Below are 24,708 nucleotides of genomic sequence, written 5' to 3'. Positions count from 1 at the left end.
AATGCACGTATCCATTGGTCAAAAGTAGGTTCGTGATCACTGATTCAAATCCAGTCGTTCGATTGTGTTGTAGTCGTCATCATCTTTGCGTTCATCTGGCAGTCGAACCGTTGAGGAGTACGCCACGATACCACGGTTGACCAGGTCTTTGGCGCGGCGGCAGCGTCGGGCAAGGTCCGGGTGGGTATCATCGAGACCCGCGAGCTGACCTAAGAGATCCATGACTTGGCGTGCCCACCGGATGAAATCTCCAGCTGCCATGTCACTGCCACTGAGCGATGTGAGGAGTTCGGATCCACGAACCCATCGCACAATTGGCCATACTAATCCGGGATGCGGTTGGGCGGTGACTGTCAGGTCAGCCTGCCGTTCAGCTTGTTCCAGGGTGTACCAATGCTCGTCCACAATATCGAGTGCGCCTTGTAGCATTTGTGTGGGCATAGCCGGTTGGAATACCTGGTCTTCGGTTGGTGCTTCGAAAACCAACAGGGCTGCTAACCCTGCGAGGTCTTCGGGTGACATGTCGTCCATGAGGCCAGATTGTAAGAGCATGGAGACCAAGAGGTCACGGTCACCGTAGATTCGGCGCAAGCTCTTGCCGCGTTCGGTGACATGATCATATTCCACGTATCCGAAGTCCGTGAGTAGGGTCACGATGCGGTCGAAGGTCCGCGCAATAGTGTTGGTTCGGCCTTGGATTTTTGCGATGTTTTTATCGGTTTCGGCGCGAAGCTTTTGCCACCGGTTCGCCCAGGTCTGATGGTTTTCTCGCTCAGGGCATCCGTGGCAAGGATGTGCATGTAGCTCTTTTCGCAGCTCGTCTACCTGATTGAGATCGAATTCATCCTTATAACGGAATCCGACGGGTGCTTCGCCATCGGAAATGGGTGGGCGCTGTTGGCTGATTGCACCGTGCATCCATCCGGCGATGTTTTTGCGGTGCTTTGGTGACTTGGTCAGCAGCTTGCGTGGTAGTTCAACGCCAGCACACGGAACGATCGGCTCATCCATCTCTTCGGTGGAGAGACGCCGTAGCTGTCCTTTGGCTGTCACAACCCCGACACGTGGGTTTGTGGGGTTGCCCGCCGCAGATACCACCACGGATGTTCCTAAATCTCGGGAGCCCTGCACATCGATAATGTCGCCCACCGCAAGTTTATTGAGTGATTCCATTACGGCACGACGCTGGGCCCGGTTCCGTGAGCGGGATGCGGCTTTTTCTGCTTTGGACACTTCTTCACGCAAGCGCGCATATTCGGTGAAATCACCGAGGTGACATTCCATGGCTTCTTCATAGCCCGTCAGGGAATGTTCTTGGCGTTGAACCTCTTGTGCTATGCCGACTACAGCCCGGTCTGCTTGAAACTGAGCGAACGAGGATTCCAGAATATTGCGTGATCGTTCGCGGCCGAACTGTGTCAGCAAGTTGACCGCCATATTGTAGGTTGGCTTAAACGACGAGTTCAACGGATACGTTCGTCGAGCGGCGAGCCCAGCAACAGCACTTGGGTCTAGCCCAGGTTGCCACAGTACCACCGTGTGCCCTTCGACATCGATACCGCGTCGACCAGCTCGACCGGTCAGCTGGGTGTACTCCCCCGGGGTGATATCTTTATGCGACTCACCGTCAAATTTGACCAGTCGTTCAATGACCACGGTTCGAGCAGGCATGTTGATGCCTAATGCAAGTGTTTCCGTGGCAAACACAACTTTGACGAGGCCGGTCGCAAACAGTTCTTCGACGATCTCTTTGAACAGCGGCAGTAACCCGGCGTGGTGGGCTGCAAATCCTCGCCGCAGACCATCTCGGAACCCCCAGAAACCGAGGGCGTCACGGTCCTGTTCGGCCAGTACGGTCGCGGCGCGATCAACCGTTTCCAGTATCTGTTGTTTCTCGGTGTCGGTGGTGAGATCAAGACCAGCACTGAGGCACTGTTCTACCGCAGCATCACAGCCGTTGCGTGAGAAAATGAACCCGATGCACGGCAGAAGCCCCTCTCTGGAGAGCATGCGCACCATCTGCGGACGCGAGACACGCAGATCTTTGCGCGGTGGCTGCGGTCTACCCCGGGCTCCCCCATGATCCGATTGCCGCCGATCGCCCTGCCTACGGCCCCCACGGGTTCGTTGACGGTTGCGTGAACGTGTTCCGGGACGACCCCAATCATTGGCCTGAGCGTCTCGTTGAATACTTTGGGCGAGTTGGACAAGCTCCGGGTTGACCCGGGTGGTGGGTTCTTTCTCACCCGTCATGGAGAACAAATCGTAGAGGTCTTTGCCCACCACCACGTGTTGCCACAGCGGCACGGGTCGATGCTCAGAGACGACGACTGCAGTTGAGCCACGCACAGTATCAAGCCAAGCACCAAATTCTTCGGCATTCGACACGGTGGCCGAAAGCGCAACGAGCTGTACTGATTCAGGTAGGTGGATGATAACTTCTTCCCACACAGCACCGCGGAATCGGTCGGCGAGATAATGGACTTCATCCATGACCACATAGCCAAGGTTCTCTAATGTGGTGGACTCTGCATACAACATGTTGCGCAGGACTTCGGTGGTCATGACCACAATTTGTGCGTTGGGGTTCCGCGAGGTGTCGCCGGTGAGGAGTCCGACTTTTTCAGCGCCATGGGTCGCTACAAGATCGGTGTATTTTTGATTACTCAACGCCTTGATCGGGGTGGTGTAAAAGGCCTTCTTGCCCTGGGCCAAAGCTAAGTGGATGGCAAATTCCGCGACAACAGTCTTGCCTGCACCAGTAGGTGCTGCCACGAGGACCGCGTGTCCATCTTCAAGATATTGTGATGCTTCCACCTGGAACTGATCCATCGGGAATTTTAGTGCCGCTGAAAACTGCCCGACTTCCGTCTTGGCAAATTCCGTTCGCCGTCTTGAAGCTGCATAGCGTTCCGATGGTGAGAGGTCGTGATGCTGATGATCAGAAGAATCGGCGCTCATACGCTCCAATTTTAGTCGTCGTGTGTCATTTCAGACAGCGGCTGTGCCCCGCGCTGAATCTCCGCGTCGCCCGCGGTGTGTTCTTTTGCTGCTTTCTTGGCACGCCTTCGGTCGCCGAGCAAAGCGATAGCGAGTGCCAGGGCGAAGAGGAGTGCAAGCGGTGCACCAAGGTAGAACATGGTCATCACATCGGAACCGGGCGCACCCATCGCGGCTATCACAGCGATCAAGAAAACCGATATACGCCAGTGTTTGAGCATTGTCTTGCCCTCGAGTATGCCCGCCATATTGAGCCCAACCAAAATCACCGGGATCACCAACGCGATACCAAAAGCCAGCAGCAGTCTGGTTACGAAAGGAACATAGACCGTGGCGAGTACACGGTGTGCCGTGCCGTCGGGGGTCAGGGACGTGAAAAACGCCATCGCTTGAGGAAGCGCAAACCAGCCCAGGGCTATGCCCCCGACAAACAGTGGAACCGCGGCAGCAATGAATCCCATTGCATAACGGCGCTCGTTTTTGCGGAGCCCTGGCACAATGAATGCCCAGACTTGGTAGAGCCATATTGGTGACGACAGAATCAGTCCGATGAACAGCGCAACCTGCAACATAATGTCGAACGGTTGGGCTACCGAGGAGAAGATCACCTCAACGGGGGCTTCCTCTGTCGAAAGGCGCGTGATGGGTTCGGTCAGAATCGTAAAGGCAGGCTGGTAGACAATGAAGCCAACGATCGTCCCTAGGAGAATCGCAATACCCGCTTTGAAGAAACGGTTGCGTAACTCCCGAAGGTGGTCGCGAAGCGACATGTTCCCCTCGGGAGTTTTTGGACGCTTCTTGCGGCCCTTCTTCGATGCGGAATGACTTTGGTCAGTGGAAGTCATGGAGCTGAGAATACGCTACTTGGAAGGCTGCTCTTCCGAACCAGAGTTCGTCGTCTCGTTGTTCTTTGAGATGAGCGTGCCCTCGACGGCCTCTGTATCATCGTCGGCGTGTGTCTTGTCCTGGGCTTTATCCTTCTTTTTGGAGTCTTTGCCCTCGGATTTCATTTCCTTGACTTCAGACTTCAGAATGCGCATTGACTGGCCCATGTTGCGTGCCATTTTGGGCAGCTTATTGGCCCCAAAGAGCAAGAATGCCAGCAAGATCAACACCAGGAGAATGACTGGGTTTCTAAAGATCTGCATAGTCTACCTTTCTGTACAAGTGGGTCTATTCTACAGCTCAGAGACAACTTATCGAGTTGACTCATAGTGTGTGATGATGGCATCCTGCGTGAGTTCCCAAATGGCGGCGCGCACTTCTTGGGGTTCTACGATGACGACTTGTCCAGGATGCATCGCTAAGAGCCCTAGTAATGGTGTCAGTGTCTGGAATGCCAATTGTGCAAAAAGCGAACCATCAGCAGCAACGGCTGTAGCCGTTGGATGATAGGTACCGATTGCATCACGGATGCGATGCGTGGCATGGATGATGACGCTGATGGCTGTTGCATCGACGGCCGGCGCGATGGTGTCACTGGTGAGAGGTCGAGTGGTGGGATCAAAATATTCATCGGTAATCGACGCGGTCCCCGTCCGGTCGACACGAAACGTCCGCAGACTGTTGGTTTCACGGCACCACGCTCGGACATATCCGTGTCCTGAGGCATATACGAGTTGCAGTGGTTCGATTGCGCGGGTGCTGATCTGTCCGGAGGATTCCGAAAAGTAGCTGATGTCCACAACTCGGTGCAGTTGCGCTGCCTGATGAAGTACTTCAGCGACCTCATCGTCTTCGCCAAGGCTTAAATCTGGATGCACTATGGGATCGTGGGCATCGACCGTGGGGTTGACCATATCGATAGCATCGCGAAGTTTTGTCGCTAAAGATTGTGCGGCTGCTTCTTGCACCTTGGTAACGCCCGGAATCGTCGGTACAGCATTGAGGCCAGAGATGATACCGAGTGCTTCTGGAGCAGAAAGTTGCCACGGTTGGGCAAGCAATTCCGCGTTGGTTATTTCTACCGGGTCAGCGGTCGGATCGAGTTCGAATTGACCGCCAGCGAAATCTGTTTCTGGCAGTCCCCAGAATTGCATGGCCGACAGGTCGTCGGTCAGTGTGGTCTCGTTGATGCCGAATCGTTGACGTAGTTGCTGACGAGAGAGCGCTCCGCCGTGGTGATTTACGACGGCAACGATCCCTAGACGACGTGAAATGACGTCCTTGTCACCAGCCCGCCGACGGGTGCGGGCGACTTTGGTCAGCTTCGGCACGCTGAGGGCCGATGTGCCAGCATGCACATCGCGAATGATAGCGAGGATATCGGAGACCAGTTCGGCAAGTTCAGTGCCGTGCCTGGTATCAACGATGGCTTGGGATCCCAGTGCGACGATGCTAGCAGCTGCCTTCAACGGGTCACGATACGTAAAATGCGCTAGTTCCCAACCAGCTGTGGAGTCGACGATGTCGGCGCGAACGCGCAGACTTGACGGCGTGTTTTCAGTGAGCCATACGTATGCGTCGGTCGGTTGCTGATCTGTACGCAGTCGCTGACGGATCTCTGCGATGTCGAAATGTGCCGGTCGCGCCGAGTTGCGCTCTTGTCCGCGTAACGCGTCGGAAGGTAATGGGGTGATGGTTGTGGATTCAATACGGGAAAGCCGAAAGATCCGTTCGCCAGCACGGTCTAGATCCCATCCGACTACATACCAGTGTTGATGTGCCATGAGCACTGCCCAGGGACGGAGTCGCCGAGTGACGACATCATCTTGCTCAACGGTTCGGTACTGGAACCGGATGGGCGTCTGGTCGCGTGCTGCGGCGACGAGGTCAGTCAAAAGGGTTTGGCTGGTGGCCAGTTGGGCGCCCACCATCGGCCGGGACACCGGTTGTCCGGCCGTCATGCGGGCCAGCGCGCTGTGAATGGCATCCTCGATCGGGGTTTTCATCCACAAGGCACGTGCCTGGTGCAACGCGAGGATCTCTTCATCGGTCAGCGACAGCTCTGGCAGATAGAGCCGATCAGGATCGATCACATAGACATCGTCGGCAATTGTATTCTGGTGCCATTGAACCGGTACGCCAATGGCTGCCAGCGCTTCTTTATCGCGAGAAAATTGCCGCTGTTTCGCAGTGTCGCTCGTGTTCTGGTGTTCGTAGAGGTAGTTGAAAATATCGCTTTTGGTGCGCCCCGCTGCTCCGGCTTCTAACAGAAGCCAGAGCAGCGAAACAATGCGTTCCGCGGAACGGGACACGTTTAGCGAACCTCCACCAGATCTACGATGAAAATGAGGGTCTCATTTGGGCCGATATCGTTGCCCGCACCGGCTTCTCCGTACCCCAGGTGGGGCGGGATCTCGAGACGGCGACGGCCGCCGGCTTTCATCCCCAGCAGCCCCTGGTCCCAGCCAGTAATGACTTGGCCGATGCCTGCGGTGAAATCTAGCGGCTCGCCACGGTTCCAGGACGCGTCAAATTCTGCGCCCGTAGACCATGCCACGCCAACGTAGTGGCATGAGATGGGTGAGCCGGATGTGACTTCTTTTCCAGTGCCCTCGATGAGGTCTTCGATGACGAGATCGTCTGGCGGGGTGTCGCCGGGGAAATCGATTTCAGGACGGGTGCGGTCAAGTTCACGTTTACCAAATGACATGGGTCTCCTTTAGTCGGTTGAATTTGATGTCTTCATGTCTACAGGCGCGTGGCACTGCGCCAAATTCGTTCCCTACAATACCCGCTACTCCCCTGGTAATTCCTCAAGATGCCCTTTCAAAAGTGTTCATAAAGTGTTCGTAAAAGTGTCCATTATCCCCACAGAGCACTCTGGGGCCATCATAGTGCCCCCGGTGACCGGTGTTGGGAAAGCCGCCGGACACTACCTATGTATGGCTGTTTCAAAAGTAGAACCGAAGATAACCAAGCATGATCTCCCTCGACTCATGACCAGAGATGAGGTTGCCGAGTATTTAGATGTTGCACCAAAGACATTGAGTAACTGGAACTCTGCCGGCACTGGACCGACACCTGTGAGGTATGGCGGTCGCTCTGTGAAGTACCTTCCTGAAGATGTCTACGAGTGGGTACGCAGCAAACGGGCGGCATAGAAAACGCCCCGGCCACCATGACGATGACCGGGGCGCTATGCGCAGAAGCTCAGATGGTTACGGTGCGTCCTCTGGAATACAGGGGCTACCGGAGTTGTCAACGAAATCGTCTGGGTCCACGTAGTGGAAGTCATCGATGACGTTGGTTTCGCCGGTGGTGTCGATGGTCGCCTCTAGTGTGCGTGGTCCATCAATGACTGGCTCCATGTCATCGGCAATCCACGCCCAGCACACGCTCATCTCCACTGCGCTGTCGTTCTGATGGTCCAGTGCTTCGTATTCGATAATCCATGGGTAGGACTTCGCGCTGTGCTCATATGCTGTCCACCAAGATTCAGACGGAGTTGGGCGGTGCGGTGTTTGCACGGTGTCAGCTAGCGCGCTGGTCATTAAGGGCTTGGACCGGATGAGTCCGTCTGTGTGGTGAATGTCTTCTCCGGCGTCCCAGGTCGTTGAGACATCGACAAAGTGCAAGGCAAGTTCATCGACAGACAGACCATCAGCAGAGGCGTCACTGGGCACCGAAATGTCTTGTGGACCCATAGCTTTCAGTTCACTCCACGAAGGTCCGTCACCTGCTGCAACCGGAGGTGCTTCATCCTTGACGGTCTCCACAATTAGATAGTCGCCGGGGTTATATCCAGTGCCTTCCATCCAGGTGTGGAATTGTTCACGGCCCTTATCTTCGTGGCCGGAATAGAGGTGCAAGTGAACACCAAAGTCATGAGTTGAAGAACCCTCTGGCAGACCCTGATAGGCACCATAATGGCTGCCCTCTTGTGGCAGATCATGCAAGATAGGGTGCTTGTCGTGCATATCTTCGGCAAGCTCGTGGTACTCCTCAGTCACAATCTGCTCTTCACTAACCGCTTCCTCTTCCTCGACAAGCTCTTCAGCTTCTTCCGATGACGGGATCAGACTGACGTGCACGATCTGCGCTTCGCCAGGCTCCACGGTGATTGGTAAGGAATCGGGTTCAAAGCCTGCACTAGATGCTTCAACCATGACTTCACCTGACAGTTCTACCGTCACCACTTCCCCATGGGTGATTTCTCCCATATCTTCACCGCCTACTACGACATCCACCTGGTTGGGCGATACTTCAAAGGTCAGCTCAGTTTCAGGGGTGCTCCAAGGTCGGAGCAGAGCCAATACGATGACGGCTAGCACTGCGATAATCCCAGCAATGGGCCAGTATGTCTTGATCGACTTCGACATTGCTCCTCCTTTGGAGAATGTTGGAAATACTACGTGTTTAGATGCTCAGTGTCCGGACACTGAATATACCCACTATTCGGCATTCACTAGACGAGCGACTTCGTACCCGCCCCTGCCGTCAGAAAGGTAGGTGTGGTGGCCTGATGGTGGACGTGTGCTTAGTGACGCGCCCTGTGAACGACCATCAGAACCCGCATGACGCTCACCGGTATAGATGAAGATGTGACCATTCAAAAATAGAATGTCACCAGATTGTAGATCGCCCTCGCTCGACGGATAGAAAGTCTCGTACTTGTCGCTATTTCGTAAATACGACTGCTGCACTGCGGTACCTCGAACGGGGAAACTTTCATCGGCGCCACTGCTGCGCATCACGGTAGCAACGAACACGCCGCAGTCGGTGAAGTAGGCGGTATGGAAGTCAGAGTTGATCCCGGACGATACCTCAACGAATTCTGGTTTTGCAGCGGATCGACCATAACCGTGAGCCATGCTGCTTGGCAGACTAACAATGTTGTCCCAGGCAAGATACATAGAGGCCTCAGTCACGCTGCCGGTTGGGACATCACCACCGCCACCAGGCACACAGTCGGAGGTGTAGTCGCCTTCAGATGCAGCCAGAATCTTTTCGACATATGGCTTGGTCTGCGTCCTGAATTCTCCGTGCTTGAACATTTCATCGAGGTCAAAGTTGTACTGCTGCACCCGACCTTGACCGGCGTTATACCCGGCCAGCGCAAGCTGAGCTAGATGCTCTTCATCCTCGGCATGGTCTTCCATGAATTCCCGCAGATACTTCATGTACCGGCCCTGGGCAGCGATAGAGTCTTCTGGGTCCCAGGGGTCTCCACCTTCACCAAATGATGACCAGGTTCCAGGCATAAATTGTGCGATGCCCATGGCTCCCACAGGCGACTGTGCGTTCGGGTCCCACCCTGATTCAGCTTGAATCTGTGCACCGATAAAGCTTGTGCTAAAACCTGATTCTGCCGCGGCATCCTCAACGGCTGACAAATACTGGTCGGGGATATTGACGGAGTCGCTTCCGCCTCCCCCACCGCCAGGGGTGCATATCGGTCCGCCACCTGACTCAGCACCACCTACCTTCCAGTTGCGCGCCCGGTCAACGATGGATTGCGCTTTACTATCCGCATCAACGATGGGAATTGTTTCGACAACTTCAATCCAGGTATCAAATGTCTGTTCGCGAAGTTCGTCTTGACCTTCAATAGGTGTCCGACCACCAGACGTAACTGCCAGCGTGTACCCTGTGGCAAGGTCCATAGGTACGTCGGTGCCGGTTACCTCGCGCTGTTGTGCAGACAGGGCATCGGCAACCCACCGGGCTTCGTCTTCGATCTCCAGGTCTTCTTCTTGCTCGGCGCCAGGAGTGTCTACGACCAGTTCTTCAACGGCATCATCGGTGAGTCCGAACCATCCGTCATCGGGACGTTCACCATCATCAGTTGATGCATTTTCTTCGGCCAGGACAGCGGACAGCACGTAGAAGTCTGCACCCGCAGTATTGGCTGTGTTTTGCAGCATCCGTTCAACAGTGCCGTTACCGCCATAGGAGGATGATGCTTCTTCGGCTACTGATTCGCCAGCATCTCTCCGAGAGGCGGATTCATGACCAGAGTCTGTGTCGCCGAATAGGCCAAACAGCAACAGTGAGCTGATCACTGTTTGGAAGAGGGTGATGCCTCCAAAGACGACCAAGATAACAGTCCAAAAGGACTTGGACTTCACGACTGCCTTTGCAGCGCCAATACCGGCACCGGCCCAGCCGCCCTTCATCGCCCCCTTGATCGCGCCCGATGCTACTTTTGCAGCGTCTTTGCCGACCTGCTGAGCGCCGCGCTTGGCCATTGAGTCGTCTTTATTCGATCCCCCATCCTCACCGGCTTTGTCGAGGCCTTTTAGTGCATTGCCGCCCATTTTCTTGGCGCGGTCCGACATAGACGAGGACTTCTTCTTTGAGTCACCCTTCGATTTCTGTTGACGTTCAGCAGCCTGCTTCGCAAGACCTTGTTCCTCTTGGTTCAGCTGCTCTTTGGAGAGCTTGGTCGTGCCCATGGGCTTGTCGGCAGCTGGATTGACCTGTGCTGGTGCGCCAGCTTTGGGTTCCGGGGGCTTGGGTGCTTTAGGGGTCGAGGCAGCCTTGGGCTTTGGCTTGGGCAGCTTTGGGGTGTCGGCCACGAATCGTCTCCAGAGGGTCAGAATTTCTATCCTGTGGAAGTGTCCGGGGTGGACCTGTCTCCGGAAAACAGCGGTGCCGGACACTGTCGGAGCATGGCTTATGTACCCCTCCACGTTCACACCGAGCACTCGGCCCTCGACGGGCTAGCGCGACTCGACCATGTGGCAAAGGCAATATCTGATGCCGGCATGAATGCCGGTGCTGTAACCGACCACGGCTCGCTAGGTGGGCTGTGGGCGTTCGCACGATCCGCCAAAAAGCATGGCATCAAGCCGATCCCAGGCATGGAGGCATACCTATCCATTGGGTCGCGTCATGAACCTGAAACGATGCAGTTCTATAACGATGCGGGTATGGGCGATGCCACCGATGTGGTGTCTGGCCGTCTAAAACGCAAATCGTATTATCACCTCACAGTGCTGGCGCACAATCGCACTGGCTGGCACAACCTGATTCTGATGCACAATGAGTCTCAGAAGACTAAGTCCGGCAAGCACCCTCTGATCGATTACGAGCTGTTGAAAAAATACGGCGAAGGTATAGTTGTGCTCACCGGTTGCCTGGCCTCACCCGTTGCTGGTCCAGCTGCACAGACCGGCGTGATCGCCCAACTGATGCTGGATGAGCTGGACCTGGCAACAGCGCTTGGTCCCGCCATCAATGACGCTGAGCTTGAAGAACTAGAAAGCCTGCTGTGGGATCATCTTGAAGCTCGTCCTGCACAGCGTAAAGAATTTGGCGCCCACATAGAGCGCATCGTTGACCGAGTCGGTGAACGGCTGGCCGATGACGACCGGGATGAGCTACAGCAGATTCTTAATGAAGCCAAAGACCAGGCCAACGAAGATGCTGTCAGCGCAGCGGTAAACGATCTGCATGACTTAGCGGAACGTGCACACCCCGGAGCAGACGACGATACGTTGGCAGATATTGAAGACACAGTGTTTGATGCTATCGCTGCTGGTGACGCCAACGTCTCTGAAAAATATCTGGCCGAGATCGCCCACACGCTCAGAGGTCTTGATATTGGTGTTCTCCATCGCGACTTCACCCACCTAGCGCGTCCGATTGCCCAGCTTCGCTCGGGGATCATAGAATCTTTGGCCGCCGATGCTGTCGCAGTGATTGAAGCTACCGACCACCCGGTCGTCGCCACGCACCCCACCATCAAACCAGATGCTTTGTCTGTCATCGATCAGACTGGTGAAACCCTCGATACCAAGACAGTTGCCAATATCGTCAAAGCCATAGATGTTATCGACCACGGCAATGACCGGTCACGCACGGCGAAGCAAAAGAAGGCTGACAAGGCAGACCTGATTGACATGCTGTATGGCATCATCGAGCAGGTTTATGTCAATGAACTTTCCGAAAGCCTGGTAGATGGATTGCTCTTCATGCTTGGTGAGCGTGTCCGAGAATCTACGGCACTACTCGACAGCGCCTACCAATCCACCGAAACATTGATTGACGCGGTCGGTAAAGAGCATGTGTTTGTGGAAATCATGGATCACGGCATCACCTCTGAGCAATACGCCATGGATCACCTGCTGCCGATGGCTGACCACTTTGATCTTGATGTTGTCGTCACCAATGACTCGCACTACCTCGATTACGACGATGCAGAAGCCCATGATGCATTTCTGGCAGTAGGTGTTGGCAAGTCATTAGACACCCCCGGTCGATTCGCATTCAACGGCTCCGGGTACCACCTGATGTCAGAGACCGAAGTGCGTTCAATCAACGAAGAAGATTACTGGCAAGACGCTGTCAGCAACACCCAAAAATTCGCGGACATGGTTGAAGCTGACACCGTTCCCGAGCCAGAGATGCGCCTGCCGACCTTCGCGCTGCCAAAGGGTTTTTCATCGGCTGACGATTATCTCCGACACCTCGTGGAGGACTATGCAGTTGACCGCTATGGTGACGACTGGCGAGACGATGACGAGGTAGTTGAACGTATCGATCATGAACTCTCTGTCATCTCTGACATGGGGTTCAGTGATTATTTTTTGATCACCTGGGACATCATGGACTTCTGTGAACGCAACGGGATCACCACAGGTGCGGGACGCGGATGTCTGACTGCGGACACTATGGTCTGGACCGAGCAGGGTTACAAACCGCTGCCAGATATTGTCCGGGGCGATATCGTCAGAACCCACACTGGGCAGCACGTACCGGTGACGCAGACATTTGTTTACGATGTGAACGAGACGTTGCTGACCATTCGATCCTGGTTCGACGGGCGCGGCAACACGATGACAAAAGATCACAAGGTGCTGATCCGGAAAGCCGCTGTCGAAACCGACAAAATCAGGCTCAATAGCGGTGCACGATGGGGCGAGGGTTTCGATTCTGAGCCAATCTGGGTACAGGCGAAGGACGTTGAAGTGGGCGACTTTGTGTGCATCCCACGACCCACATCCACAGGGACAGCGCCAAGTTCCTTTGACCTAGCAGATTTCCTTCCCGAGGTCGCACCTGCCGGCGTAGAGTTCACCGTGACAGAGGATGAAATCATTGAATCGTTCGGTGTGAATCGCTCCTACGATCACTCAGTGCGCGATGTTTCCAAGGCAACCGGTGTGAGCCGGAATGGTCTACGCTCTCTTATTAGAGCAGAACGCAGCGCCACGACCAACGGTGGGAATAATGCTGTGCTGATACAAGAAAACAGCCGCAGTCGAGCGAACCGTACAAAGCTCATCAGGCATCTTGAAAGCGTTGGTTTCAGCTCCATCGCACAATGGATTGAGCACACCGACCAATGCTCCACCGTGATGACCTCCGTCAAGCGGTACGTCACAGTTGATCACAATTTCCTCTTCCTACTGGGTGCCTGGGCGTCCAATGGCTGGATTCGCCAAGACAGCCCCAAAGTCGTTGGGTTTGCTGAACGCCGCTCCACTGCTGATAACACCATTCCAAAGATGATTGAAAAAGTGTTCGGCAGTAGTATCACGCGCTCAAACCATGCTCAGACCGATCTCACACAATGGGACTTCCGCTCAACACCTGCGCGCGCCCTGATCCGCCAATTGGCTGACCGGTATGAGTTCACAGCTCAGACGAAGCATTTGCCGTCCTGGGTCGATGATTTAGATATCGAGCATAAGAAATCGCTGCTGCACGGCCTATGGTGGGGTGACGGCTCGACCGGGGGCGAATATCCGCGCTGGAATTACAGCACCTCATCTGCTGCCCTGATGCGCCAGGTCAAAGACCTCCTGTGGGCTGTTGGTGCTCCAGCTGGTGTTATTGAAGACCAACGCACCGATGACCGGGAAGAGTTCGCAAACCGATCTACTTCTTGGTCCATCCGCACTACTGAGAACTTCGACGGCTCCCGGATGCAGGCTGGCCGCGGCGCAGTTGATGACCAGTACATTTACCACCGAGTTCGCTCGATTGAAGAGCGTCACGACGTGGATAAAGTCTATGATTTCACTGTGCCGGGTGACCATTCGTACATGACGGACTCCTACGCAGTGCATAACTCAGCGGCAGGCTCCATCGTTTCCTACATCCTGCGTATTGTCCATGTCTGCCCACTAGATAACGGACTATTGTTTGAGCGATTCCTTGAACGCGGTCGTGTTGGGATGCCCGACATTGACCTAGACTTCCCTAAATATCAGCGCTGGAAAATCTACCAGTACGTCGGTGAAAAATACGGTTACGACCACGTGGCTCAGATCGGCTCATTCCAGGCATCGAAGTCACGCGCCGCTGTCCGTGATGCTGCTCGGGTGCTCACACCTGACGCTGGGCAGATCGAAACACGTCAAGAAGAAGATCGTCGCCGGCAGATTTTCAAGCTCGGTGATGAACTTGCCAAAATCTTGGAGTCACAAGGTGGCGGTGAGCCGATCCCCTTCAAAGACTTGGACGCCATGCATGATAGCCACCCGCAAAAGGTGGAATTCTACAATGTTGCTGACTCTGCCGGTGAAACGGGGCGCCAGATTATCGAGCTTGCACGTCAAATGGAGGGCATCACCAAAGGTTTATCCATTCACCCTTGTGGCTTCGTGATCTCCACCGAACCGCTCACCGACATGGTGCCGTTGCGCCCCGGTGCCACTGAAGACGATCCAGACATCATCATCTGGGACGGCGACATGTGCGAGGACATGGGGCTGCTGAAGATGGACTTCTTGGCGATCCAAAACCTCGACTACATGGACCGTACCTTTGAATACCTTGGCGACCAAGGTATCGAGCTTTCAGTACGTGACATCCCCCACCCTAACGATGATGACGACACCGTCGATGCTGCCTATGACCTGTTGCGCCAGGGCCGAACCGCGGGACTCTTCCAGCTGGACTCCACTGGGATGACCGAAGTCGTGCGTAACGTGGCACCTAACGACCTCAACGACTTATCGGCAGTCGTCGCACTGTACCGTCCCGGCCCATTGTCTGCCGGGATGCCAGCCGATTATGCCTCCAAGAAACGTGGTGATAAGGCCGAAAGCTACTCTCACCTGTCTACCGACAAGCAAGAGGTTGAATGGTTACACGAGGTCCTGGGTGAGACCTACCAGGCCGCTTTGTACCAGGAGCAAGCCATGCTGCTAGGCCGTGTTGTCGCCGGGTTCGATGATAAGCAACGCTCTACGCTGCGCCGTGCCATCGGTAAAAAATCCAAAGACCTCATGGATCAGGTGAAGGGATGGTGGTTTGAGGGTGCTGGCGCAGAATTCGCCAACGAGAATGGAAATGTCTACAGTCCGGTGTTCTCAGACGAAACCGCACACCGTGTGTGGGACTTCATTGAGGGTGCCGCTGCCTACTCCTTCAATAAATCGCACTCTGCCGCGTATGGCATGGTTGCCTACTGGACTGCATGGCTGAAGGCCAACCACCCGGTTGAGTACTCTGCTGCGATGCTGGCCGTCTCAGATAACGAAGAAAAGCGCCTGCTGGTCATCAAAGATTTGATCGCTGAGAACATCCCGATCCAAGCCCCGTCGGTCAACACCTCTCAGGCTGGCTCAGCACCGGTAGATGGTGAAGTGCACCTGGGATTGGCTGAGATTCGTGATGTCGGGAAAGCTGCTGAGAAGATCATTGCTGAACGTGACGAAAACGGGCCGTTCAGCTCGCTGCACGATGTGGCAACCCGAGTCACTGGCATCACCACTCCGGCATTGAAGGCGCTCATTGAGGCCGGTGGCATGGATGAATTCGGCACTCGCCGGGGCTTACTGAAAAATCTCCACACTGCAAAGGCTGTTGATCTGCCGGTCGATGAGACTGAATTCGGCATCATTGAGCGTGATGCTCGCCAGCGGATCGTGATCGGTACGGTCGTTGGATCGAACACCCTTGACTCGATTGATCTTGATGAAGTCTCAGAATCACTGTCCGATCACGATCATGGCTTCTCGCTTGACGTTCACCGGCTCGATGATCTGGATGATGAGGTTCATGCCGTGTGCCATGTCGGCGTGGTGTCGGCCTATAAGTCGTTTGTTTCCAGGTCGGGCCGTATGGCAAAATCCGAGCTTTCAGACAGTGGCTCGCTGCCGGTCGTCATCTTCAACGAGGGCTACCGTGAAATGATGCGCAGTTCCCAAGAGCCCAACATTGGTGACTTGATGGTCGTATCTGGCCAAGTCAAAGCCAACACGTGGGTTAATGACGAAGGCGAAGAGCAGTCCACTCAGGAGATTCTTGCCTCACGTGTGTGGTTGCCAGATGACCCTACGAAGGTCGCTGAAGAGCCGTGGCAGACCTCGATGCTGGCAGATGCCATTGACGATGCTGGTGAACTGGACGATGGCCGCAACGACGAGCAAGACGGCCTCGATGAGAATGACGAGCCGGAAGAAACACCGGTGAAGGTTGCTGCATCTGATCGCGGTGATCATCAGGAGAAAGTGCATCAAAAAGACCAGGAGAAGAAGGCTGGTGATGAACAGGAGCCTGAAGTGGAGCAGCATGACCTACAAGTGACAGCCAGCGACGGTTGGATTGTCTACTTCTTGTCAAAGCTGACCTTTGGTGTGATATCCGAGAACAGCTCTCATCTGGTGAGCTACGCCGGAGAGTTCCGTCGATTCCTTATTGATGAAGTCTTGGAGCATGACCAGAATGTCTTTCCCGAGCGGAAGGCGGTTGTGGTCCTGTCCAGCGGTAGCTCGCAAGAAGATGCGAAGGTTGCCGAGCAACTGCTGGCCACGCTTTGAACTACTGATTTCAACACCACAGGCTGTCACCCGAGATAGATGACAGCCTGTTTTTCGTTGCAAAGAAGTCTAGATGAGGTTGAGGCCCTGGGCTATGGCAATAACAGTACGGCATGGATAGCGCACGTGGGCGGCGGTGCAGGCTTGGCAGCAGTACTTGCCTGTTGGCCCCCACACGACGCGCTGATGGACATTCAGCACCTCTTTGAGCGCAACTCTCAGGGCATGGGAACCGCCGTATGCTGCAACAGCATCAGTGAACTGATGTGGCCTCTATGGGGTGACATGGGCAGTGGCACAGGCGCTGCGTGTCGTTGATCCCCTCGATGCTCTGACTGCAATCAAAATGTGCTCCCGTATGGCAGCTGATACTGGCGTCCCTTTGGGCATTACTCTGGGGCATCGTGGTGGTCTTTGCTGTTTGCTTCGATGGCATCGGCGGCCTCGTCGATGAGCTTGACGATGGCTGCACGAAGATTGCTGCCAAATGGCTTGTAGAAGTCTTGGATTTTCTGAGCGGCCTCGCGTAGGTATTGCACATCGGAGGCGTCTGCGGTGAGTTGTTTTGGGCCGTGCGGCACATGTGGTCGCGGGATGATAACGTGATCGTCAGCATCGACGGTGATGGTGGCCGTTGCTCGGCGTTCAAACGTTTTGGCGCGCTGAATTTCAGCGTCATCCATCTCGTAAACTTCGCGGTAGCTCAGAGGGTCCACGTCGTCGATGAGCTCGATCATTTCTGTTGCTACAGCAGCCTTGATATATTTGTCAGATCGCATGGCGTTCCTTGTTTTTGTTGAGTCGTTCGATGATTTCTGCGGTTTTGCAGGGGTATGGCACTTTGCATGTGGCGCACTGTGGGTTGATTGGTCCGCCTCCGTCTAGGCATCTTTCCCATGCGATTTGGTGCTGGTCATAAATTGACTGGAGTGCGCTGTCGTATCTTTTCAGCCGGCGTTCCGTGGCTATTTGATCTTTCTTGATCGCCTCTGCAATATGTGGCTGCTGCACCATGGGTTCGACAACCGAGTCTTGCTCAACTGAGACGACTACTTCGTGCAGTACGACACCGGCGTCTACAATGAATGCGGCTTGTGTTTGGGCTGAAAGATCATCCCACGGTGTGACCAGGATTTGGTCGGCCAACGCTTTGGCAGCGGCTTCTACGGCGGCTGGGTTACGAAGTGGGTTGGGCATTGTGATGGTCCAATCGTTGGAGAAGTTTGAGGGCGTCTGGGTCGTCTATCCGTGCGCCGCTACCAGCGTTATTGTGCGCCCATTCGCGTGCATCATCTCCGGTGACACCGCCACCAAGGTAGTCGTAGAAGTCATCTCTGAAACACTTGTTGACTACACTGAGGCAGATTTCTAGGCAGCATTTGAAGACGCTAAAATCCCCACCATCAACTGCAACTGTGCGGGAGTATTGATCGCCTGCTTTAATACCTGGTCCACAGACCTCGCAGAGATGATTTTGGCGTGCAACGGGGTATGTGGTGTCTATGGTGGTGAACATCGGTCATCCCTTTGCCATGTGTCTCGAAGCTAGATACGTCCGAACGCCGGCGAGGATGACCGCCAGGCTGTATTCGTAATGAAAATCATTGGTGTCCCACATGCCGTGGCCAGTGTTAACATAGTGACCTCGCGGGGCATCGATATAGGCCAGGGCGTGCAGCACATCAGCTTCGTCCATGATGCTTGCTAGCGGTGAGTCGCTGAGCAACCAACGGCCCAGTGACTCCCACCATTCGGTCGTCTGGTCATGATCTAGGGTCCGGCTACGCCGCCAGAAATCCCCTAGCAACCATTTTTTAAAATGCAGATCGTTATAACCGAAGACATCGTTTGGGTGCATAGATTTCAATTTCTCAGCCCAGTATCCGGGGTTCACTTGTCGGTCGAATAGCGGCAGCATGTCATCGGGTCCGGCGGCAAAAGTGAAGCTGCCCCGCTCCCCTGCAATCGTGAGGTATTTTGGCCAGGTGATGATGTCATAACGGCTCCTGTTGTCCCGCGTGTCGGTGACTTGCAAGTGCCGGTAGGGTCCGTCGTCGCGCACTACGTCGAGGATGTGCTTCCCGTTGCCTATCTCGGAGTTGAACAGGTCGAGCAGCGAGGTGTAGGGTGCCCGATTCATGTGATCGCAGTATGCTAAGTCGTCGGTGGTCAAAGGCTGGATGATGTGTCGTGTCATCAGAAATCCTCATCGTCTTCTGGTTCGGCTATGCCGCTGAACCACGGCGCAATCTGGGCGATGCTCTGCATCATGTGGTGGGTGTTCACTGTCTCAGCACCATTGGTAATAGCCGTATCTCCCAGCTTTCCCCCTTGCGTGTTGAAGAGGTAATTGCGTGAAACGGGTGCTGAAGTTGATCTGTGACTGGGGTGGCCGGTGGTGTTGTAGAAATAGTTGCTGGCTGACACTTCGTAGGACTGCCCGGTATCGAACCGTAAGCCTCGGAAAGAGTGTTCTGGTCGCAGGGTTCGCTGAACGTCCCAGCCGCGGTGCACGGCATCGAAGATTTGCTCATCGAGTGCGGTGAAGTCACTCTTGTGACAGGTGTCCTGACGGTCAATCCACGACATGATGTCTTGACGACCGGTGAGTTCGGTGGTCAAGATGTAGGGCAGCGAATCAGGTGACGCTTCGATCATGGCACTGGCATTGTCCTGCCGATTGTTGCAGCGTTCGTGGGCTGCCAAGTGCATGATCCAACCGTCGGGCGCGGTGTCGTCACTGTCGTATGCCAGGTGCCCAAGACGGACCAGCTCAAAACCGTGCTTTATCGCGTGACGAGCTATTTCGAGTAGATCATTCAGATGCTGGAAGGAGACAGGGTTTTGGCTCATACCTTCACAGATCCGTTTCCGGGAATTTCTTGTCAGCGGCCCGATATGCCAGTCGCAGCACCACATCTTGGGCCAGTGGTTCGGGGTGCTTGTTGACGATGGCCTTCTTGATAACTTCGATGGAGCCGTCGTCGTGAATCTTCCACAGTCCACACCCATGCGGGGCCATGACGTTGAGATGGTGCGGTACCGCATAGATGAATCGGTGGGTAACCCGCTGCCATGGTCGGCGCTTCTGCTGGGTGTCCAGATGGTAGTCAGACGCAGAGATTTTCACCTCGATAGCGGTGCGTTGATACGACTCGAACATCAGTGCATCAATGCGACGAAACGGTTTGTGGCCATCGGTGCGTTTGTCTGGGCTTGGTCGGTGATCCCAGTCGTGCCAGTACGGGTCGTTGATGCTGATCTCAGGCACCATCACGGCACGCGGATATTTGGCGTCAATGGCACCAAGAATGAAACCGGCGTCCATTATGCACGCACCTTGGCGATCACTCTGTCGATGCTGGCGTGAAGGTCACTCAGGTCACCGTCATTGACGATCACTTCATCAATTAACTCATCGGCAACACCTTGCTCCGAAGCGTGGCCATCGACCGGTTGGCTGGTTAGCGAAGGTCGGTCAACCCGCACCATGATGCCACCGGCATCCCGAACAGCTTGCGCTTCGTTATCGAACCGGCAGTCGGAGATCACTACTGATTTTCCACGGTCCCGCAGTTTCTCCACAGTGTCCATCGCCGTATCCACCCAAATAGTGTCGCTGACCAGCTGTCGGCCAATTTCTGTACCGATGATCTGTTGGAGTCGCCGAATTTCCGCGGCAGCCTCTGGCGCGATGTCCTTGGAGTCTTCTTTGAGACGATCCCAGTTTCCGTCCACCCGAGCCAACACATCAGCCATACGATGGTCACCGCTCAACAGGGGGTCGAGTCTACGCACAGCCATCGTGACGTGTGACGATCTGATAGGCGCAACGGTATTGACAGTAAAAGCCTTGCCGATGCGATGCTCTAAGGTTTGTATTTCAGCAAAGAGTTGGCTCACCCGTTGATCTTCTGTTGGCCTGGTGACATACGGATTCAGATCGGCCAGTACCCGTTTGACCGGATCGGCGAACGCGACGCGGACGAAACCGTGATGGCCTACGAGTTGGAGTGCGGCACTGTCTTTACCGCTGCGCTTTAGGCCGGTCAGACCGACGAGCTGTGTCATATGCAAGGTTCTTTCGTGGAAGGTTGACTACGAGCTTTTGCCCTGGGCGGCGTCGGAGCTGGTGGCCGTCACAAAGGTGTCACCGACGCGGATGGCGATGTCCAGAACATCAATGCGAGAGTGCTTGCTGGTGAGCATCCTGTGGAGATGCTGTGCAACGGTGCTCATCGCGACCACAGCCTCGTCCATGCCGTATTCATCGACGACTTGGTAGACCAGGTCGCGGTAGCTTTCATCGATGAACCAAGTTGAACTGTCGGTATTGATCATGCTCAGACCAAGCAGTAGTTCATCTGGCTCATCATCAATACCGGCGTATGGCACAGCTTTGAGACGTTCGCGACGCAGCTTGGGCATGACCTGTTTCATAGAGGCCCCGTACTGGTGTGCAAATGCCTCCATGATGATCGACAGCGCAAGGGAACCATGGTAGATGGACTGTTGCACGTCGTTCTTTTCTAAGGTGACTTTGATTTCACCCTGGTTACGCAGCGATGTAATCCATGTGCCCAGCCAGGAGTCCACGCCTTTGCGGTCGGTCTTGGACACGGAGGGGTTGAAAATGTTGAGTAAGTTCTTCATACCCAGTCAGTGTCCGGCGCGTTGCCCAACCTAGAACTCTAAGTCGAGCTGCATTTCTCCCAGATCGCGCTCAACCGTTTGGGTTTCTTCAGCTTCGATGTGCCGTGCTTCGGTGAGTGTTTCGGGGCGGTGGACGTGATGCTGCCATTCGGGACGGTCTGCCGGGGGCCATATTTCGATGCGTTCAGCCAAATATTCTCGTAGAGCAGGCTGCTCCCCAGGTTCATACCAGCTTTGGATAATGGAGGCCTTTGCTGCGGTAACTGGCTCCCAGAGTCCGCGTCCTGGTGCGATCTTCTCACCCAGGTTCGGTGCATCATAGGGGTTGCGTAAAGCCACCTGACGGTCCGCCAGCGTCGTTTGACCAAGGATGCCGCGTGCGAGGTTGGTCTTTAAATCTCCGGCGCCAGGAATGCTGTCTAACACCTTGGAGCTCAGACGCTGGGTGCCCAACAGTAGGGTAATCTCTACAGAGCGCGCTTCACGAGCGATACGGCCAACCAGTTCACCGATAACCTGCTTCTGTGCGTTGAGACGCAGCAGTTGTTCACGTGCCATTTCGGCTTCAGGGTTTTCGGATTTTGGCTGGGGCTTCTCCTGCTCCATCAGCGAGGTGAACTCATCTAACACCAGCAGAACGCGGGGTGGGCGAACATCGTCTGGCAAATTCGATAGCTTCTCGACCCCATGCTCGGTGACCAGTTGCTTTCGCAGGCCAACCTGCTCATAGACATGGCGCATGATGGCAGCAGCCTCGTAGACATCTCCGGTCATCCCGGCCACATAGTCTTTGGCAAACATGAAGTCCGCGCCGCCCTTAGTTGGGTCCAGGACGTAGACCAGCATCCCTTGGGTTAAGGCGGCATAGATGATGTTTTGGATGGTGATGGATTTACCGGAGCCGGTGGTACCCGAGAACAGTACGTGCGGGTCAGTGCCAGGGTTCCACCAAATCGTTTCACCATAGAGGCCAGTGGCGATAGGAAAGCCGCCCTCGGCCTGGTCCACGATGTCATAGTCAACCAAGGCAGGAAACGGCATCGGGTCAGTCTCAGAGATGACCAGCTCTATCTCGGAGGGGTTGCGTGATTCTGCCATTTGCGGTTGGACAAAGAAATTGGCTGAGATTGATTCCAGCTTGTTGCGTCGAGCGGTGAACGATTCAAGCGACAGCCCGGTTCCCAGCAGTGAGAAGGTTTTGACCTCAATCTTGTCGTTATCCTCAACGGTCTCCGATGAGATCAGCTGCGGCATGGTGCCAGATTCTGATTTGATACCGGCGTCGGTGAAGATTTGCTCCCATTCCATGGCATCAATGTCTTGTTTGGCGCGCTTGGTCAACTCCACACGATCCGGGTGTGTGCCAGCAATGATTCGCACACCCTCGATGTCTTCTCGTACTCGAAGGTATTCAACAGACCAGACGCTGCGCAGCTGACTGGCTTTACGTCGAATATCTGCCAGGGTCACCCCGCCATAGAGCCTGATGCGTAGCTGCCACAGGTGGGACCGGGAGCCAGGTGCGCTCATAGGGCGCGCGTTGATGAGTTCAGGACGCTCTAGTTTGGCATCGGCGAACCCTTTGTTCACCAGGTCAGCTAGCACCCACTCTGGGGCCTTGGAGCCTTGTGCAGGGCGTATATCTTCCATGGATCGTGGCACTGGCTGTGAAGCTCTACGGATGGTGAAAGCTTGGCGATGTCGTTCCGCTGGCCGGGACGCGCTGGGGTCATGGAATCCGGTCAGTGAGACGAAGGGGAATGCAGACAAAGCGTTTGCGATCTGTGACTCAAACGGGAAGAAGTCTTTTTCAATCGTCATACCGTTGCGCATCACGAAGGCTAATTGTTCAACTTCGATCCCCTCGGCAAGCTCTTGGACGCTTTGAGTCTGCCACTCTGGTCTTGGCGGATTGACCCCCTGTTTCAAAGCGTCAGCAAAACGCTGATTCCACCATTGCTCGCCTAAAAGCTCCTCGATCTTTTGATCATTGAGTCCAGAATTTTCCATGAACTTAGCACCGTCGAAGGTGCCAACATACAGTGCGCCGGCAAAGTCGTTGAAGCGGTGGTCACCCAGCACCTCAACACCAATTCGACCAGCAGCAGGCTCTAACATCCCGGCAATCTCAGATGGCGGTGCACCGGTGAAATCTACGAAAAACACCTGGTGTTCTGAGTCATCGGTGGTGATTGGGTCGTGTGCCAGCGGCATGATGCGCATGGCAGTTTCATCTGAAGCCTGGGCAAAGATCACCCGCAGCAACGTTTCCACGGTGTCGCTATCTGTTTCGGCGTCAGCGATGGATGGTACGGCTTCTGGGTCTTGGATTTCGAGGATGTCGAAACGCAATGCATCAACGGTGCCGGGACGAGGATTACCCGAGGCGTCCATTTGTTCCACCGGCGCCAGCGCAACGGATGACGAGCCGCCCATCGTCGAGGCGATCTTGTCTCCCATCTTCAACGCCGCGTCACTACCGCCAATGCGCACGTTGGACTGGAATTGGTACGTTACTATCGGGCATTCTTGGGTGCCGTGCTCGATGATGTCCAGCAGGCGTGGTGGTGGGTCTTGCTTCAGCGCTTTGAAACGCTCATCCCACTGGTGACGTGCTTCAACAACTTTGCGCCAGTGCGTCATAGCCTGGTGCCGGGCGGCTGGATAGGTGCCTGCCATGAGGCCGGAGACCACTGTGAGTAGCAGCGTGAGACCGGTATTCCAGAAGGACTGCTCCATGGCGAACGGGCTGACAATGATGGCAGCGATACCGCCCAACGCCGCCGGTGCAATGATCAGGTGTGGGGATTTTTTGGCTACCGTGACGGCATCGGTGAGGCGGGTGCCTGGTGAAATGTCCTGTGGGTCGATGCTCATGCGCTTGGCGTATGACAAGGCCAGCAGTGTCAGGGTCACCGCTATTGCGTTAAGCAGATGGAAAGTATCGACAATGCTGTGATCGACTCCCAGTTGACCGGTAACAAAACGCTGCACTCCATCGACGTGTAACTGTGGCATGGTTCCCACGATGAGGCCCGCGATAATAGCGAAGAACGCCGAGTAGAGCAGTTTTAGGCACGCTGCCAGATACGTGGAGAGTATCTTCTTGAAGTTGGCACCCTCGGGGACCTGTGGTGCTGACCAGCCCTTGGGTGGCCAGATACTCTTGGTTGCCAGCGTTCGCCAAAACTTCTGACGAAGCTGTGCTCGCACAACGTGCTCTTCGTTCTTTTCAGCAGCTTTGAACGCCGGTAACTGGTAGTTGAAACCAGCAATCATCAGCCCCAGCCAGGCGAAGACACCACCGGGTAGACCCGCGAACTGAGCGATGACCGACAGCACCGCGGTGACGATCAAAATGGGGATAGCGAGGTTATTTTGCTGTTTCACAGAT

General features: G+C 55.0%; 18 protein-coding genes. 3 read left to right on the top strand and 15 right to left on the bottom strand.

What is annotated here, in order from left to right; genetic code table 11:
- Window positions 1-36: 36 nt before the first annotated feature.
- From ACYVJT_RS10125 to ACYVJT_RS10105, 5 genes are read right to left on the bottom strand one after another with little or no spacing between them, the layout of a single operon-like run.
- Window positions 37-2,961 (bottom strand): DEAD/DEAH box helicase, encoded by a 2,925-nt coding sequence (locus ACYVJT_RS10125; protein WP_343957337.1) that lies wholly within the window; start codon window positions 2,959-2,961, stop codon window positions 37-39.
- Between the two features lie 11 nt (window positions 2,962-2,972).
- A complete protein-coding gene (gene tatC / locus ACYVJT_RS10120) occupies window positions 2,973-3,845 on the bottom strand; it encodes a twin-arginine translocase subunit TatC (protein WP_343957340.1) in 873 nt (290 codons plus the stop codon).
- Window positions 3,846-3,860: 15 nt separating this feature from the next.
- Window positions 3,861-4,148, bottom strand: a complete 288-nt coding sequence (tatA, locus tag ACYVJT_RS10115; RefSeq protein ID WP_343957342.1) for a Sec-independent protein translocase subunit TatA — start codon at window positions 4,146-4,148, stop codon at window positions 3,861-3,863.
- 48 nt (window positions 4,149-4,196) lie between these two features.
- The gene (locus tag ACYVJT_RS10110; RefSeq protein WP_343957344.1) at window positions 4,197-6,197 is read right to left on the bottom strand and encodes a helix-turn-helix transcriptional regulator; all 2,001 of its coding nucleotides are present in this window, start codon (window positions 6,195-6,197) and stop codon (window positions 4,197-4,199) included.
- Between the two features lie 2 nt (window positions 6,198-6,199).
- Window positions 6,200-6,595 (bottom strand): FKBP-type peptidyl-prolyl cis-trans isomerase, encoded by a 396-nt coding sequence (locus ACYVJT_RS10105; protein WP_343957346.1) that lies wholly within the window; start codon window positions 6,593-6,595, stop codon window positions 6,200-6,202.
- A gap of 232 nt (window positions 6,596-6,827) precedes the next feature.
- On the opposite strand from ACYVJT_RS10105, the gene ACYVJT_RS10100 reads away from it, so the two are divergent.
- Window positions 6,828-7,046, top strand: coding sequence for a helix-turn-helix transcriptional regulator (locus ACYVJT_RS10100; protein ID WP_343957348.1), 219 nt, complete (start codon window positions 6,828-6,830; stop codon window positions 7,044-7,046).
- 57 nt (window positions 7,047-7,103) lie between these two features.
- Here the strand turns inward: ACYVJT_RS10100 and ACYVJT_RS10095 are convergent, their stop codons facing one another.
- Both ACYVJT_RS10095 and ACYVJT_RS10090 read right to left on the bottom strand, forming a co-directional pair.
- Window positions 7,104-8,264, bottom strand: coding sequence for a hypothetical protein (locus ACYVJT_RS10095; protein ID WP_343957350.1), 1,161 nt, complete (start codon window positions 8,262-8,264; stop codon window positions 7,104-7,106).
- 72 nt (window positions 8,265-8,336) lie between these two features.
- Window positions 8,337-10,463 (bottom strand): lytic transglycosylase domain-containing protein, encoded by a 2,127-nt coding sequence (locus tag ACYVJT_RS10090; RefSeq protein ID WP_343957352.1) that lies wholly within the window; start codon window positions 10,461-10,463, stop codon window positions 8,337-8,339.
- Window positions 10,464-10,556: 93 nt separating this feature from the next.
- On the opposite strand from ACYVJT_RS10090, the gene dnaE reads away from it, so the two are divergent.
- On the top strand, window positions 10,557-16,661 hold the full coding sequence (gene dnaE, locus ACYVJT_RS10085) for a DNA polymerase III subunit alpha (protein ID WP_343957354.1): 6,105 nt from the start codon (window positions 10,557-10,559) through the stop codon (window positions 16,659-16,661).
- A 389-nt stretch (window positions 16,662-17,050) separates the two neighbouring features.
- Here the strand turns inward: dnaE and ACYVJT_RS10080 are convergent, their stop codons facing one another.
- Complete coding sequence (locus ACYVJT_RS10080) at window positions 17,051-17,440, bottom strand: hypothetical protein (RefSeq protein WP_343957356.1); 390 nt, start codon at window positions 17,438-17,440, stop codon at window positions 17,051-17,053.
- Window positions 17,430-17,858: a hypothetical protein gene (locus tag ACYVJT_RS10075; RefSeq protein ID WP_343957358.1), complete on the bottom strand. Its 429-nt coding sequence runs from the start codon at window positions 17,856-17,858 to the stop codon at window positions 17,430-17,432. The genes ACYVJT_RS10080 and ACYVJT_RS10075 overlap by 11 nt, the downstream gene beginning before the upstream one ends.
- A 1-nt stretch (window position 17,859) precedes the next feature.
- On the opposite strand from ACYVJT_RS10075, the gene ACYVJT_RS10070 reads away from it, so the two are divergent.
- Complete coding sequence (locus ACYVJT_RS10070; RefSeq protein ID WP_499418356.1) at window positions 17,860-18,033, top strand: hypothetical protein; 174 nt, start codon at window positions 17,860-17,862, stop codon at window positions 18,031-18,033.
- A 147-nt stretch (window positions 18,034-18,180) separates the two neighbouring features.
- Here the strand turns inward: ACYVJT_RS10070 and ACYVJT_RS10065 are convergent, their stop codons facing one another.
- From ACYVJT_RS10065 to ACYVJT_RS10040, 6 genes are read right to left on the bottom strand one after another with little or no spacing between them, the layout of a single operon-like run.
- On the bottom strand, window positions 18,181-18,858 hold the full coding sequence (locus ACYVJT_RS10065; RefSeq protein WP_343957362.1) for a hypothetical protein: 678 nt from the start codon (window positions 18,856-18,858) through the stop codon (window positions 18,181-18,183).
- On the bottom strand, window positions 18,858-19,514 hold the full coding sequence (locus ACYVJT_RS10060; protein ID WP_343957364.1) for a hypothetical protein: 657 nt from the start codon (window positions 19,512-19,514) through the stop codon (window positions 18,858-18,860). The genes ACYVJT_RS10065 and ACYVJT_RS10060 overlap by 1 nt, the downstream gene beginning before the upstream one ends.
- A 4-nt stretch (window positions 19,515-19,518) precedes the next feature.
- Window positions 19,519-19,989 (bottom strand): hypothetical protein, encoded by a 471-nt coding sequence (locus ACYVJT_RS10055; protein ID WP_343957366.1) that lies wholly within the window; start codon window positions 19,987-19,989, stop codon window positions 19,519-19,521.
- Window positions 19,989-20,732 carry a deoxynucleotide monophosphate kinase family protein gene (locus ACYVJT_RS10050; protein ID WP_343957368.1) on the bottom strand — a complete coding sequence of 248 codons (744 nt, stop codon included), beginning with the start codon at window positions 20,730-20,732 and terminating at the stop codon, window positions 19,989-19,991. The genes ACYVJT_RS10055 and ACYVJT_RS10050 overlap by 1 nt, the downstream gene beginning before the upstream one ends.
- Window positions 20,733-20,759: 27 nt before the next feature.
- A complete protein-coding gene (locus tag ACYVJT_RS10045; protein ID WP_343957371.1) occupies window positions 20,760-21,314 on the bottom strand; it encodes a hypothetical protein in 555 nt (184 codons plus the stop codon).
- 30 nt (window positions 21,315-21,344) lie between these two features.
- Complete coding sequence (locus ACYVJT_RS10040; protein ID WP_343957373.1) at window positions 21,345-24,704, bottom strand: FtsK/SpoIIIE domain-containing protein; 3,360 nt, start codon at window positions 24,702-24,704, stop codon at window positions 21,345-21,347.
- Window positions 24,705-24,708 lie beyond the last annotated feature (4 nt).

The sequence above is a fragment of the Yaniella soli genome (assembly GCF_054782375.1).
The sequence above is the reverse complement of the archived record's forward strand: the minus strand, read 5'-3'. Positions and strand labels throughout refer to the sequence as shown.